This window comes from Nostoc sp. (assembly GCF_036917775.1).
GTDB lineage: Bacteria > Cyanobacteriota > Cyanobacteriia > Cyanobacteriales > Nostocaceae > Nostoc.
Map to the genome: position 1 here is coordinate 15,320 of NZ_JBALEQ010000156.1, position 14,172 is coordinate 29,491.

A 14,172-nucleotide genomic window follows, 5' to 3' on the forward strand; every position below is an offset into this window, starting at 1 on the left:
ATTACCAATTATCCTTCATAAATTGGTTCCAATCTTTCACACCTACTCTAGGTCGCCGTCTAACTTTGGCTGTTTGATTGGGATCAGGTTTATTCTGCGTAACTTGCTTATCTATTGAATTTACAGTGTTTTGTGCAACTGCGTCAGAAGTAGATATTAAATTTTCTTGTGATGTTGTTATTTCCTCTGGTGTTGCATTTTCAGGAAATAACTCTACTACTTTTGATTTGTTAGTTTTAACCTCGTGTTTTTGCTGGGCTTTTTTACGGCGTTCTCTGCGTCTCTCCTTACGAGTTGTTTCTACATCCTCAAAAACAGACAATCGTTCGTTTAAAATAGAGGAATTATCTACTTGTTTACCTTCATCGCGCAATTTTTTCTTAATATGGTTCAATTCAGCTAGAGACATTCTTGCTCGTTTACAATCTCTAGCTTGTATAACACCTATAAAATTTCCTGGTTCACCATTAATAGGGCGAGTATAAGCAAGAACTGTTGTAATATTACGCTTGTCATATCTTAAAGAAACTTGCTTACCTTCATAATTTAACAAGCAGTCTCCTTGATATACCCAACTAAGAAAGTTTACGGAACCATGTTTTTCTACATTGCGTATCGCAATTTTCATTAAACAAATATCTAGTTCACGTTCATCGATAAGTTCAGGTTCTTCTAATAAAAAGCTGGATTTCCATCGCACAATACGTTTTTGATTAATCTTTGGATAATCATGATGATTGTAGTGGTCTACAAAATATTTCACCAATTTTTTTTCTAATTGATCAAGCGTCAGACAGGCAGTTCTTTCAGCTTCGGGAGGGCGTTCTTCAACACTTGAACCAGTATATCCACCAAAGAAAGACAAAATTTCTTTATTAATCTTGTCAAAAATAGATTCAATTAAACCACCTGCCTGTGGAAAAGCACGCAATCGTCGTATAAAACCTAACTGTAGCGAAATTTGTTTTAAATGTTCTGACTTAAATTCCTTTGCACGGTCTGTCATTATATATTCAGGAATTCCACAAACCTGCCATGTTTCTTCAAGTTCGTACTCTGCTCCATAGTGCTTTGGTAAAATTGCATGACGCAGAGCCAAAGCAACTTCATGTGAGCCAGCAGGTTCAAAACCTAAATGAAAACCTGCGATACAACCAGAATAACTATCCATTACTAACGTTATGTATGCACGACCAATAACTTGTTTAAATTCCTCGTCAACCAACAAGATATCTAATCTCGTATGGTCTATTTGCCAAATTTGGTTGCTTTTTTTTATTTCTAAAATACCTTCAGTTGTTTGAAGAATTTTTCCTTCTATGGGTGATCCAGGATGACGTACTGTCTTATTTTTCTCTTCTAAATAACAATTTATTACCTTATAAACAGTGACATGAGAAGGATGCCGCCCTGCTATTAAATCTTCCCTCACCTGAGAGTATCCCTGAAATTTTTCATCATATTTCTTGTGTTGTAATTTCTCTCCTTCAGAAGCTAAAGATTTTAAATAGACAAAAATCTGATTGTGATTAATCCGAGAACCTTCTCTATTACCCCATTCATGAAGGCTCACAAGAAAATCATGCCAATACTTAGAAATACGATATTCTCCCTTATCCTTGCGTCCAACAGCTAGATTTGCAACTCCTATCTGTTCAACTTTTGCTATCATGCGTTTAATGGTTCGAGTGCTTTTACCCAGAGCTTTCGCTGCATCTGCGATCGCCTCTCTGCGAACCTTTTTATTTGATGCTTGCACAATGGCATCAATGATATCGACTTTTTGCTGAAACTCTGGCGAATCATCATTAAACAGTAGATAAGACTTCCCCTCTACCTGCTCTCCACTCTGCTCGGTAGCAAGAACTTCTCCATGATCGGAGAGATTAGCGCCTTCGCTCAAAGACCGCTTAGACATACACTTGACCTGTCTTCCAAGAAAAATGACATCATTTACTTTAAAAATTTATCAAAAAAATGACATCATTTACTTTAAAAGTGGCTAGAGAATAATAAAAGTATAAATGTAGCTCAAATACTTGTGTGGTAAGGCTTTGAGCTTGTTATACAGATATCGTAAAAATGGACATTAATTCTTTAAAATGGACAATAATTATTTAACGGACACCATTTGTACATTAAATAATTATTGTCAGTTTTAAAGAATTAATGTCCATTTTTTCTAAGTTCAGGGGCATAAGTTACGTATTTTCGGGGCTTTCAGCAATCAAATCAGTTTTAAAGAATTATTGTCCAGAGTTGAAACCAGTTTTAAAGAATTATTGTCCAAAATCAGCCTGTAAAACTCGGACAAATATATGTTTTCTAATTCAATAGATTACAGCAAGCGCAAGGCTCTTGAATTGCAATACTAGCTTTAAAGCGCTTTATTCGCAGTCTAATTCCAAAAATATACTATCTCTTTTTTGCTGTTTTCACCCAAGCAGAGGCTTCGCTACTATATAGCTGCGTTTGTACGTGCGATGCCTGCGGCTGGCATCGCCTATGCCAGATAGACATGGACTAATGACATTGGTAAAGTTAAAGGCTGCTGGATTTGCGTTGGCGTAGCCCGTCGCAGACATCGCATCTCGATATAGGGCGTTGGCATCTAATTGCACAATCTCCAGAGCGGAATGCTGTTGACTTAGTACCTTTAGCGATCGCCTCAAGCTTTGATTATGTGCTTGTGTTAATACACTGAGGCTCACAGAATTTGGACTGTTTCTAGTAGCAGGTAACTGTCCTAAATCTGGTAAATTTCCTACCAGAATCTTCTTAACACCCACATCAGTTAGAGAGTTGATTGCCGTCGTCACATTTTTAACAGGAATAGTTGCACTGCTTACTCCTTGCAAATAATCATTTGCTCCTGCCCACAGCACATATAAAGCATCTGAATTCGTCTGTTGATGTGTCTGCGTAAACGATTGCACTTGATTTAGCAAGCTAGGTACATAACTGTTGCCAACATTGCCAGTAGTTGCTCCTCCATAAGCAAAATTGTGAGTTTGTTTGAGGGAAAAATGGAGGCTTTCGGCAAGATACTCAATCCAAACCCGACCATTCGAGTAACGCCCTTGAAAGTAAGTTGGGTTAGGTGGGTACATTCCTCCTGTCGCCCGGAATACCATCCCTGTATCTGAAAGACTGTCTCCAAATACGTAGAGTTCTGTGATGGGATGAGCTTTATCCATAAATTTTGCCGCTACAACCATGATAAAAATTAGGAGAGCAAGTCCTGTTGTTAAAAGCTACTTTTTTCTTTGCATTAAAGTTTTCTGCAAACCCTAAAGACTACAGATGTTGATGGTTATTTTTGTGACTAAAGATTGAGCTTGCAATTGACCGCTTCTCTAACTTAACAAGCTAACTTGAGCGCTAGTGAGCAAAACCGGATACTTTCAGGTGTGGATTTTGCTAATTGTTTTAATGCCAGGATGTTGTGTTTTGCCCACAATGCGTAGGCGTAGCTATTTACGGTTGCACTAGGGAAAAGAGGAAACCCAAGAATTGCTTATTGGAATCCCCCACTGCATTCGGTACTCCGAGTCAGTGCTGGGAGGATGTCAAGCCTGCCATTCAGTACATGATACGTGGCAATTTTTTGTAACAAACTTATGTAAAGCTGTAAAAAGAAAATGCCTTGTTAAATAAACAGTATCTATGAACATACGTAAAGTCTCTACTACTCCCTTAAGCGACCAAAAACCTGGTACTTCTGGGCTGCGGAAATCAGTTAAGGTTTTTCAGCAGCCCCACTACCTGGAAAATTTTATCCAATCGATCTTCGATTCTGTAGGGGACTTGCACTTTCAAACTTTAGTATTGGGTGGTGATGGTCGTTATTACAATCGCCAAGCTATTCAAATCATTTTGAAAATGGCTGCGGCTAATGGCATTGGGCGGATTAAAGTTGGGCAACGGGGAATTTTGTCTACTCCTGCGACTTCCGCGATTATTCGCAAGTATCAAGCTATTGGTGGCATCATCTTGTCTGCTAGCCATAATCCGGGCGGGCCAAATGGTGACTTTGGTGTGAAATATAACATTAGCAATGGTGGCCCAGCACCGGAAAAGGTGACAGAGGCGATTTACGATCGCAGTAAAGTCATTGATAGCTACCAAATTCTGGAAGCACCAGATGTAGATTTAGAAACTTTAGGTGAGTCACATTTGGGAGAGACGGTAGTTGAGGTAATTGACTCCGTACAGGATTATCAAGAGTTAATGGAGTCCCTGTTTGATTTTGAACGGATTCAGCAACTGTTGACAAAAGGAAATTTTCGGTTCAGCATTGATGCTTTACACGCAGTGGCTGGCCCTTATGCCCATGCCATTTTTGAGCAACGTTTGGACGCACCAGTGGGAACTGTGCAAAATGGTATACCTCTGGAAGACTTTGGGGGCGGACATCCTGACCCAAATCTTGTTTATGCTCATGATTTGGTGGATATTTTGTACGGAGAGAATGCGCCAGACTTTGGGGCGGCTTTTGATGGAGATGGCGATCGCAATATGATCTTAGGGCGTAAGTTCTTTGTTACCCCTAGCGATAGTCTTGCAGTGTTGGCCGCAAACGCCAAGCTAGTCCCTGGTTATAGTGAGGGTTTAGCTGGGGTAGCGCGATCGATGCCTACTAGTCAAGCAGTAGATCGAGTTGCTGCTCAGATTGGGATTGAATCTTACGAAACACCCACTGGCTGGAAGTTTTTCGGTAATCTCTTAGACGCAGGTAAAGCAACTCTGTGCGGTGAAGAAAGTTTTGGTACTGGTTCTAACCATATCCGCGAAAAAGATGGACTATGGGCTGTGCTGTTTTGGCTCAATATCTTAGCAGTCCGTCAACAATCTGTTGAGCAGATTGTACGGGAACACTGGCAGACTTATGGACGCAATTATTACTCCCGCCATGACTATGAAGAGATACAGACAGAGCAAGGCAACACTTTAATACAAAGACTGCGTTCTTTATTGCCAAATCTTAAAGGCAAGCAATTCGGTAACTATCAAGTTGAATACAGTGATGACTTTAGTTATACCGACCCTGTTGATGGTAGCATTAGCGAGCAACAGGGTGTTCGTATTGGCTTTACCGATGGCTCCCGCATTGTAGTGCGACTTTCCGGTACGGGGACTCAAGGTGCAACCCTAAGAGTTTATCTAGAAAGCTACGAGCCAGAACCCGCCAAACATGACCTTGATCCACAGCAAGCACTTGCTTCTTTAATCACTATTGTCCAGGAGATCGCCCAGATCCGCGAACTGACAGGACGGGAACAGCCAACCGTGATTACCTAATACTTTGCTCCCCCTAGTTTTGAAGTTAGTAGTAAAGACAAAAGTTCTTACTACTAACTTGCTTACCATTGCCATTAATTGGTGAAGCCCCGATATTATATTGTATATCCCAATACAGTTAAGATAAGACCAAAACACTTGTAGAGACGGCGATTTATCGCATCTCAGGCGATCGCGTCTCAAAAACCCAAAATTTTTGCCATTAGCCCTTAACGAACCGTATTGTAATATATCCTACTCTCTACCTAAGGGATTATACCACTGATCCCTTGGCAAGAGCAGTTTATCTGACTCAGGTGGGCCCCATGTATTTGGCTCATACTCGTAAACGGGTGTGACGTTATCAAGAATTGGCTGGACAATCCGCCATTCCTCTTCTACCGTATCTTCGCGTACAAACAAGGTAGGATCGCCCCGCATGGCATCACCCAATAGACGCTCATAGGGTTCCATCTCGTCGCCACCTCCGTAAAAAGCCAGGAGTTCAACCGCAGAGCCGCTCATATCTTCTCCAGGGATTTTAGTGCGAGCGCCCAATGCCACAATTACCTCTGGATCTAGTAAAAAACGAACATAATTAGCGTTTTCTTTTCTTTCCTCCTGGAACACATTTAAAGGTGGACACTTGAGTTTAACCATCACCTCAGTAGTTTTAACAGGTAATTTCTTCCCAGCCCGGATGTAGATGGGAACTCCTGACCACCGCCACGTATTAATAAATAACCGCACGGCAACAAATGTTTCTACTTGGGAGTCAGAAGAAACGCCTTCTTCGTTGCGGTAATCAGAAAATTGACCGCGAATAATATCATCAGGTTGCAGTGAAGGTATAGCTTTGAGAATACGTTCTTTTTCATCTCGAATGGAATCGCCAGCAGTACTGGCGGGGGCATCCATGCACACTGAAGCTAATACTTGCAGCATGTGGTTTTGCACCACATCCCGAATTGCACCAGTCTCTTCATAGAAGCGCCCCCTCCCTTGAATGCCAAAGTCCTCTGCCATCACAATCTGGATGCTTTCAACATAGTTGCGATTCCAGATAGGTTCAAGAAAAGAGTTGCCAAACCGAAAATAGAGTAAGTTCAGCAGTGGTTCTTTGCCCAGGTAATGGTCGATACGATAAATGGATGTTTCAGGAAAAACTGATGCCAGAATTTGATTTAACTCCCGTGCTGATTCCAAATCCCGTCCAAATGGTTTTTCAATTACCACCCGCGCATTTTTAGCACAGCCTGATTCACCCAATCCTGACACTACTTGTGCAAACAAGCTCGGTGGAATTGCCAAATAGTACAGGGGATGAGTGGCATCACCAAGGGTTTGACGTAATTTTTCGTAAGTTTCTGGTTTGTTGTAGTCGCCAGCAACATACTGGAGTAGACCAGAAAGTTTCTCAAATGCGGCTTGATCTATACCACCATTATGTTCTAGGCTATCACGTGCCCTTTCCCTAAGTTGATCCGTTGTCCAAGGTCGTCCGGCAACCCCAATTACTGGGACATTAAGATTGCCTCGCCGTACCATTGCCTGAAGGCTGGGGAAGATTTTCTTGTAGGCCAAGTCACCTGTTGCCCCAAAAAATACCAGTGCGTCTGAATCAGGAGTTCCCATGACTAACCTCTCTAAGAATTAGCTTTTTAAAGTTGTGACTTCTGAATTCTTGCTTGTAGATTCTTTTGCAATTGGTATCAGAAAGCGCGACACTGATCAGAATTATACTCAGGGATTTCCGAAAAATAAATCATACCAATTTGGGATTTTAAATGAAAAATCCTTGCAAATTCTCAAAAATATTAAAAATAACACTCCGGTAGATATAGGAATCCGGTTTGATTACTGTTCGCGCAGCGTGTCGTAGCCATAATCACTTGCGTAGGTAGGCAATAGGCAATAGGCAAGAGGATTTCAGAAGACTAAGCTCCACCTAGCAGAGCGATCGCTCTTTGAGGAAAAACTTTTGGTTTACTGTTTTTTAGTTAATGTGTCAGTTTAATTATTGTCCACTCAGTAAATACAACAGGCTTTGGGCTAAAATTACGTTTTAGTGTGTGTAATTATCCAAATACCTTTATTTTTAGATAACATTGCTATTGTCTAAAAATTAAAAATATGAGGATTAGCGATCGCACTGAAATTTGATTGTTCACCAATCGTAAGATTTTTAGAGGGTACTACCATGCAATATCTGCTAAAACGCGCATTCCTACCTGGCTTGATGGCTGCTACTTTAGCTGGTACTAGCTTAATCCCGGTTCAACCTGCTTCTGCTGATGACCGAGTTATTAATAATGCAGCCATTGGAGCCGGGGCAGGTGTATTAAGTGGAGTTGTAACAAATTGTGGTTCCGTATTAGACAATGCTTTTAAAGGTGCTGCTGCTGGTGCTGCTGTTAATGCTGCCAATGGTGCAAGAAGCAACAGAGCCAGAAGAAGAAACGGACGTTTACCTGTTCAAGATATCGCTGTAGGTGCTGGTGCTGGTGTATTGGCAGGTGCAATTTCTGGTGGTTGTAGAACTACCTGGAAAAATGGTGTCAATGGTGCTGCTGCTGGTGCTGCGGTTAATTTATTAGATAGAAGACCCAGAAGAAGATAAGAAGATCAGCAACAACCAGAAGATTAATGAGAGTTCGTTTCCTCCATGTCCTGTTCTCCCTATGGGGAAAATTGTTCAGAGGACTGTTGTTGTATTTCACCCGCAATTCATATCACATCTCACCCGGAGGGGAGTGTGAGATGAATTGCGGTTTCAGCTAAATATTCAAGCGACCCTGGAGTAAACATTAGATACATTTGCCCTAACGATTAAGGCTTGATTGAACTAAGGAGTCTCTTAATTCTGTTGTGATTTGAACAAGAAAGGGAGAGGTTGTCCACTTTCTTGTTCAAGTCATACTTACCTAGTTAGGATGCCAAGTTAGACTTCTTCTTTGCTGTCAAACAAGACTTTAATTCGTTGTTCGATCTCTTCGGATGAAACATCCTCTTGATGAGTCGCAATCCACCAATAATTTCCGTTTGGGTCTTTCACAGCCGCATGGCGATCGCCCCAAAATTCATCATTTGGCTGCATCATTGAGGTAGCACCCGCTTTGAGAGCATTGTCATAAGTTGTGTCCGTATTCTCAACATATAGGTAAATGGAACTTGGCATCGGCTTAAATTCACACCTTGCTTCGCTCACCATTATTACTGAGTCGCCAATTTTGACTTCAGCATTCATGATGCTACCTTCTGGATGTAGGGTACGACGAATTTCCTTAGCTGCAAATCCCTGTTTGAGAAACTCGATTAAGGTTGCTGCCCCTTCGACAAAAAGATACGGTGTAACAGTATGATAACCGGATGGAATAGGTTTAACTGCCATAATTGTTGCAGAGATAAGTTAGTACAAATGTATTGTAGTTTAGGCTAACTACATTTTCTGCAATCTTAAAACTCTGTATCAATTACCCGATCTATATATCATTTGAACAAATCCAAATCGGTTACAGCCCCAAGACTGCTAGAAGATACTAATTTGGCATATTTCGCCAATACGCCTTTGGTGTAACGCGGAGCCGGAGGTTGCCAGTTAGCACGACGACGGGCCAATTCTGATTCAGAGATATTCAACTGCAAGAGGCGTGCAGGTGCATCAATCGTAATACTATCGCCTTCTTCTACAAGGGCGATCGCACCACCAACTGCTGCTTCTGGAGCAACGTGACCAACTACCATGCCATAAGTACCGCCAGAAAAGCGTCCGTCGGTAATTAACCCCACCGCATCACCCAAACCAGCCCCGATAATTGCCGAAGTCGGAGCCAACATTTCTCGCATTCCAGGGCCACCCTTGGGCCCTTCGTAGCGGATAACCAAAATATCACCAGCTTGAATCTTACCCGCTAAAATTGCATCTAAAGAGGCTTCTTCTGATTCAAACACCCTTGCAGGCCCAGTAATTACAGGCTTTTTCACGCCAGTAATTTTAGCAACAGCCCCTTCCGTTGCCAAATTACCTCTGAGGATGGCTAAGTGTCCTTGAGGATACATTGGGTTATCCCAAGTCCGAATCACATCTTGATTGGCAAATGGTTCTTCGGGGATGTCTGCTAATATCTCTGCAATGGTTTGACCGCTAATGGTAAGGCAATCACCGTGTAATAAGTCATGCACAAGTAGCATCTTCATGACTTGGGGAATGCCACCAGCTTTATGCAAATCTGTAGCGACATATTTACCACTTGGTTTTAAATCACATAAAACCGGAACACGAGCGCGAATTGTTTCAAAGTCATCCAGAGTTAAGTCTACATTAGCAGCGCGGGCGATCGCTAAAAAATGCAATACGGCATTTGTCGAACCACCCACCGCCATAATCACAGAGATAGCATTCTCTATAGATTTGCGGGTGATAATTTGCCGGGGTAAGATTTGTTTTTTGATGGCTTCGACTAACGCATAAGCCGATTTTTCTGTGCTGTCGGCTTTTTCGGCATCTTCTGCTGCCATTGTTGAAGAATAGGGCAAACTCATTCCCAGGGCTTCAAATGCTGAAGACATTGTGTTAGCCGTGAACATTCCTCCACAGGAACCAGCGCCAGGACAAGCGCGACTCTCAACTTCTAATAATTCCTTTTCGTCAATTTTTCCAGCACTGTATTGACCAACTGCTTCAAAAGAACTGACAACGGTTAAATCGCGTCCGTTGTAGTGACCAGGTTTAATTGTACCACCGTAAACGAATATTGCCGGGATATTCATCCGAGCGATCGCTAGCATTGCCCCTGGCATATTTTTATCACAACCGCCAATCGCCAGTACACCATCCATACTTTGTCCAGTACAGGCGGTTTCAATGGAATCAGCGATGACTTCCCGCGACACTAGGGAATATTTCATCCCTTCAGTTCCCATCGAAATCCCGTCACTGATGGTAATTGTGCCAAATACTTGCGGCATTGCCCCGGCAGACTTTATCCCAACTTCTGCCCTTTGTGCCAGTTGATTTATCCCCATATTACAGGGGGTGATGGTGCTGTAACCGTTGGCTATACCGACAATGGCTTTGTTGAAATCTTCATCTTTAAAACCAACTGCACGCAGCATTGCTCGATTTGGCGATCGCTGCACTCCTTGCGTTACTACTTGGCTTCTCAAATTCTCTGACATAGTTACATCATCCTATGACTTTTATGTATGAGTATCATAAATAGCAATTTTTCTGATGTCCAATATATATTTATGAATATTTGAGACTTATAAAATATCAAAACTATGGAACTGCGACACCTGCGCTACTTCATTGCTGTAGCTGAAGAACTGCATTTTAGTAGAGCCGCAGAGCGACTTCACATTGCTCAACCGCCCTTAAGCCAGCAAATTCAGCAGCTAGAAGCAGAACTAGGAGTAGAACTTTTTCAACGCAAAACCAAACGACAGGTGCAGCTAACGGAAGCCGGACAAGTATTTTTGCAAGAAGCTTATCAGTTGTTCGCTCAACTGTCCAAGGCAATTGATCTGACTCAACGGACAGGTAGGGGTGAGAAAGGACTACTACGAGTAGGTTTCACCAGCTTGGTAACTTACGATTTGCTGCCTGTGATTTTGCGGCGGTTTCGAGAACAGTTTATAGAGGTGGAGTTAGTATTGCAAGAATTAACGACAACTCAGCAAGAACAAGCGCTATTCAATCGCCGCATCCATGTAGGTTTTGCCCATCCACCTTTAGAAGACAACACTCTCAATCAAGAATGTATTCAGCAAGAAGGACTAATTTTAGCTTTGCTAGAAACTCATTTCTTAGCCAGACAAGAAAATATTTCAGTGCGCGAGCTAAAAGACGAAAATTTTATTATGTTCCCTCGCCATTTGGGCCCCGGACTTTACGATCAAATCGTGAGTCTTTGCCAGCAAGGAAATTTCAGCCCAAAAGTAACTCAAGAAGCAATCCAAATGCAGACAATCATCGGACTAGTGTCTGCGGGAATGGGGATTGCGATCGCACCGTCTTCTTTGCAAAATCTTCAAAGGGCTGGTGTAGTTTATCGCACTTTAGAAGAAAAAACACCATTAGTAGAAACGGCTGTAGTGTGGCGACAAGAAGATATGACACCTGTTTTACGGGAGTTTCTACTAATTGTCAGAAGTGTCTGTGGTAAATTAATCAGTTAAAATTATTTTCTCTTCCCCTGCCTCCCCTGCTTACAAAGTTAGACGGGTCTTGATCTCGTCGATGCTTAGTGGGAATGGGGTCTGGCTGCCCATCACCCGCAAGGGCTGCGGTTTTTTCCAGGGATTCCCTCAATCGCTTGGCTGCATAGATGGACATATCTCGCGGTACATTAATGCGATCGCGCAAATATCGGAGAGCGACATCAGCTCCCGATGGAGGTACACAGTCTTCACCTGTCATCATGTGTGTTAAAGCACAACGTAGCGCTTGATCAAACAATTTATCATCTAAGGGGTTGACTCGGATAATATTGATGCGATGCTCGATGGTTCGCTTAAGAGCTTCCATGCGGGAGTTTTCGGGTTCTGGATAAGCAACATCTGGTAGCCCAAACCAGGGGCCATTATCCACCTGCGCTTTATTGAGAAGCATCTGGGTTTCGCCGTTTTCCCAACAGCCCCCCATCTGGGGTGGCAAATCATGTGCGTGGGTGTGAAAGTCGCTTTGGGTACCGCAGTAGGTCGGTCGGCTTTCCATTGCCGCAAACCATGCGCTCAAGCGGGGGTTTTGCGATGATCGCAGAGAGTAGCCCTTGTAGTAGTAAAGGCTCGCATTCATCCGTTCGAGATATGGCGTAAAAATGACATCGACGGTGCCGAAGCTATCTAAAAAGTAAGGGCTTGGAGTGCGACCCAGAGCCTCTTCAACCTTAGCCACCACTGCGATAAATTGTTCTCGGTTGCGTTGTTCTTGTTGAGAGGAACCGGCTTTAGAACACAGCCAAACGCACCAGGCTCTAAATAAAAGTCGTTCTAATTGACGTAGAGTCAGCACCGTGGGGTCTTCCATCCCTTGGTTTAATGAACCAAAAACCTTTTCCAAAGCGATCAAAATGTCATCGCTTTCCTTAATAATCCGTCCATCTAGCTCGATCGCAGGGAGCATTCCTGACGGTACCTTACGTTTGTACCAACTTTCTTTCTCCCCGTAGCAGAACATTGTCACTTTTTCGATGCGGTAGGGGATCTGTTTTTCCTCTAACCATAACCAAACTTTTTGACAGTAAGGACACCAGGCATGGTTATCGCGGTACAGCGTTACCCGCACATCAGATTCTGGCTGACCAAACAAGCGCAACCGGGCTTTAGCATTGGTAAGACCATTAACGGGATCTATTTGATAGTCCGTTAGGGCTTCTAGTTCTTCCCAGCTTAAGGGTGCGGTAGTCATAGGGTGAGTTGCGTAGGACAACACTTAGGGTAATTCTATACTCTACAATATTTTCAATTACACCAAGGCTTAATTTAACCGATAGGTTCGCCCATGAATTCTTTCCACTTCTCCTTGAAGAAAAAGTTGAAATCATCTGGTATACCTCAAACTCTACAGCAATTCTCATAATCAGAATTGCTGCCTCACTCCTGGATTACTTGACTTTCAGTGCCGACTTCCCTAATGACTGACAAATAACATCGTTTTGTGGTGTATGGATACGGCTGCACAGAACGTCACGGTAGTGCCGCTCTAAAGGATTTCTTTTTAACATACCAGGATTACCAGTTAGTTCCAAGGCAATCTCCACAGCACGAATCGAGTTAGTTGTAGAAAGGTATTTAACAGCTTGTGCCTGTAATCCGACGTTAGGATCGTACTCGCCCCGATCAATATCTTGAGCCAAACTATAAATTAATCTATTGTTAGCAAATAGCAGTGCTTCTATTTCACCCACGGCAGTTTGGAAGCGTGGCAGAGTTGCTAGCGGTTCTTTGAGATTAGAAGGCGATCGCTCCCAAAGATATTTAACCAGCCAGTCTCGCGCACTGGTAGCCACACCGAGATATAAAGCGCTCACTGTCAAACTGCCCCAAGTGGAAATCAGTGGATCAAGTGATGGCGCAGCAGATATGGGACTGATATTCAGGGCGTACTCTAAGGGAATTAATACATTCTCCAAAATCAGATCGTGGCTGCCTGTAGCTCTCATCCCCAAGTGATCCCAGGTTTCGACAATTTGTAAACCCGGCAAATCGCGCGGAACCAAAAAATTGCCAACTTGTGGTTCATCTTCAGTTGTCCGCGCCCAAACCACAAAGTAGCTGAGGATGGGACTACCCGTAGTGTATTGCTTGTGGCCTGTCAAACGCCAACCCTCTGTTGTCCGTTCGGCAATTGTGGCAGGTAATCCGCCTCTAGCTGGGGTTCCTAACTCTGGTTCAACACGGGCGGCATTGATCAGAGCAATGCCTTCAATGGATTCACGACACAACCTTTTATATACTTCTGGATGCCAGCGACGGCTACGGGCTGCATTGGCGTGTTGGAGATAGTGCATTGTCAGTACTAGCGCAGTTGAAGCATCGCCACGTGCTATCCCTTCAATGACTCGGCAGATAGTTGATAGCCCTAAACCCTCACCACCTAATTCACGGGGAATGGTGAGGCTGAGTAATTTTGCCTCAGACAAAGCTGTAAAATTCTCGAAGGGAAAGGAACCCTCTTTATCGTGTGCGCCTGCACGGGTGGCAAAGTCTTTAGCTAGAGAATCAACCTGGTCGAAAATATTGGGGATTTCTAAGCTTTTGGTTACAAAGGTGTCTGGTTGTGCTTGCTCCAACTGTGACATAAATACTCCTTACAGCTCACTTTACTCTCATCCCACAAAAAATTGATGTTCCTGCAAACTTAATATAGGACTTCATATCTTCATTTTT

10 protein-coding genes are annotated in these 14,172 nt (G+C 43.0%); 3 read left to right on the forward strand and 7 right to left on the reverse strand.

Going from position 1 to position 14,172, the window contains the following annotated elements:
• Position 1 precedes the first annotated feature (1 nt).
• Positions 2–1,918, reverse strand: coding sequence for a Mu transposase C-terminal domain-containing protein (locus V7K69_RS31440; RefSeq protein WP_335041949.1), 1,917 nt, complete (start codon positions 1,916–1,918; stop codon positions 2–4).
• Positions 1,919–2,435: 517 nt separating this feature from the next.
• The gene (locus V7K69_RS31445) at positions 2,436–3,197 is read right to left on the reverse strand and encodes an SGNH/GDSL hydrolase family protein (RefSeq protein WP_335041951.1); all 762 of its coding nucleotides are present in this window, start codon (positions 3,195–3,197) and stop codon (positions 2,436–2,438) included.
• Between the two features lie 469 nt (positions 3,198–3,666).
• Between V7K69_RS31445 and V7K69_RS31450 the strand changes: the two genes are divergently transcribed.
• Positions 3,667–5,301, forward strand: coding sequence for an alpha-D-glucose phosphate-specific phosphoglucomutase (locus tag V7K69_RS31450; RefSeq protein ID WP_335041953.1), 1,635 nt, complete (start codon positions 3,667–3,669; stop codon positions 5,299–5,301).
• 234 nt (positions 5,302–5,535) lie between these two features.
• On the opposite strand, the gene zwf is transcribed toward V7K69_RS31450, so the two are convergent.
• Complete coding sequence (gene zwf / locus V7K69_RS31455; RefSeq protein ID WP_335041955.1) at positions 5,536–6,915, reverse strand: glucose-6-phosphate dehydrogenase; 1,380 nt, start codon at positions 6,913–6,915, stop codon at positions 5,536–5,538.
• Between the two features lie 565 nt (positions 6,916–7,480).
• On the opposite strand from zwf, the gene V7K69_RS31460 reads away from it, so the two are divergent.
• Positions 7,481–7,900: a hypothetical protein gene (locus tag V7K69_RS31460; protein WP_335041957.1), complete on the forward strand. Its 420-nt coding sequence runs from the start codon at positions 7,481–7,483 to the stop codon at positions 7,898–7,900.
• A 321-nt stretch (positions 7,901–8,221) separates the two neighbouring features.
• Here the strand turns inward: V7K69_RS31460 and V7K69_RS31465 are convergent, their stop codons facing one another.
• Positions 8,222–8,671 (reverse strand): VOC family protein, encoded by a 450-nt coding sequence (locus V7K69_RS31465; protein ID WP_334807691.1) that lies wholly within the window; start codon positions 8,669–8,671, stop codon positions 8,222–8,224.
• Positions 8,672–8,769: 98 nt separating this feature from the next.
• Positions 8,770–10,458 carry a dihydroxy-acid dehydratase gene (ilvD, locus tag V7K69_RS31470; protein WP_335041960.1) on the reverse strand — a complete coding sequence of 563 codons (1,689 nt, stop codon included), beginning with the start codon at positions 10,456–10,458 and terminating at the stop codon, positions 8,770–8,772.
• Positions 10,459–10,563: 105 nt separating this feature from the next.
• Here ilvD and V7K69_RS31475 point away from each other — a divergent pair, with 105 nt between their 5' ends.
• Positions 10,564–11,460 (forward strand): LysR family transcriptional regulator, encoded by an 897-nt coding sequence (locus V7K69_RS31475; RefSeq protein ID WP_335041962.1) that lies wholly within the window; start codon positions 10,564–10,566, stop codon positions 11,458–11,460.
• On the opposite strand, the gene V7K69_RS31480 is transcribed toward V7K69_RS31475, so the two are convergent.
• Positions 11,453–12,691: a glutathione S-transferase family protein gene (locus V7K69_RS31480; protein WP_335041964.1), complete on the reverse strand. Its 1,239-nt coding sequence runs from the start codon at positions 12,689–12,691 to the stop codon at positions 11,453–11,455. The two genes, V7K69_RS31475 and V7K69_RS31480, sit on opposite strands and share 8 nt — an antisense overlap.
• Positions 12,692–12,887: 196 nt before the next feature.
• Positions 12,888–14,084, reverse strand: a complete 1,197-nt coding sequence (locus tag V7K69_RS31485) for an acyl-CoA dehydrogenase family protein (protein WP_335041966.1) — start codon at positions 14,082–14,084, stop codon at positions 12,888–12,890.
• Positions 14,085–14,172 lie beyond the last annotated feature (88 nt).

Excerpts from the sequence above, each read along its gene's own strand:
- V7K69_RS31440 (WP_335041949.1), bottom strand. The coding sequence starts at position 1,918 with ATGTCTAAGCGGTCTTTGAGCGAAGGCGCTAATCTCTCCGATCATGGA.
- V7K69_RS31445 (WP_335041951.1), bottom strand. The coding sequence starts at position 3,197 with ATGGATAAAGCTCATCCCATCACAGAACTCTACGTATTTGGAGACAGT.
- V7K69_RS31450 (WP_335041953.1), top strand. The coding sequence starts at position 3,667 with ATGAACATACGTAAAGTCTCTACTACTCCCTTAAGCGACCAAAAACCT.
- zwf (WP_335041955.1), bottom strand. The coding sequence starts at position 6,915 with ATGGGAACTCCTGATTCAGACGCACTGGTATTTTTTGGGGCAACAGGT.
- V7K69_RS31460 (WP_335041957.1), top strand. The coding sequence starts at position 7,481 with ATGCAATATCTGCTAAAACGCGCATTCCTACCTGGCTTGATGGCTGCT.
- V7K69_RS31465 (WP_334807691.1), bottom strand. The coding sequence starts at position 8,671 with ATGGCAGTTAAACCTATTCCATCCGGTTATCATACTGTTACACCGTAT.
- ilvD (WP_335041960.1), bottom strand. The coding sequence starts at position 10,458 with ATGTCAGAGAATTTGAGAAGCCAAGTAGTAACGCAAGGAGTGCAGCGA.
- V7K69_RS31475 (WP_335041962.1), top strand. The coding sequence starts at position 10,564 with ATGGAACTGCGACACCTGCGCTACTTCATTGCTGTAGCTGAAGAACTG.
- V7K69_RS31480 (WP_335041964.1), bottom strand. The coding sequence starts at position 12,691 with ATGACTACCGCACCCTTAAGCTGGGAAGAACTAGAAGCCCTAACGGAC.
- V7K69_RS31485 (WP_335041966.1), bottom strand. The coding sequence starts at position 14,084 with ATGTCACAGTTGGAGCAAGCACAACCAGACACCTTTGTAACCAAAAGC.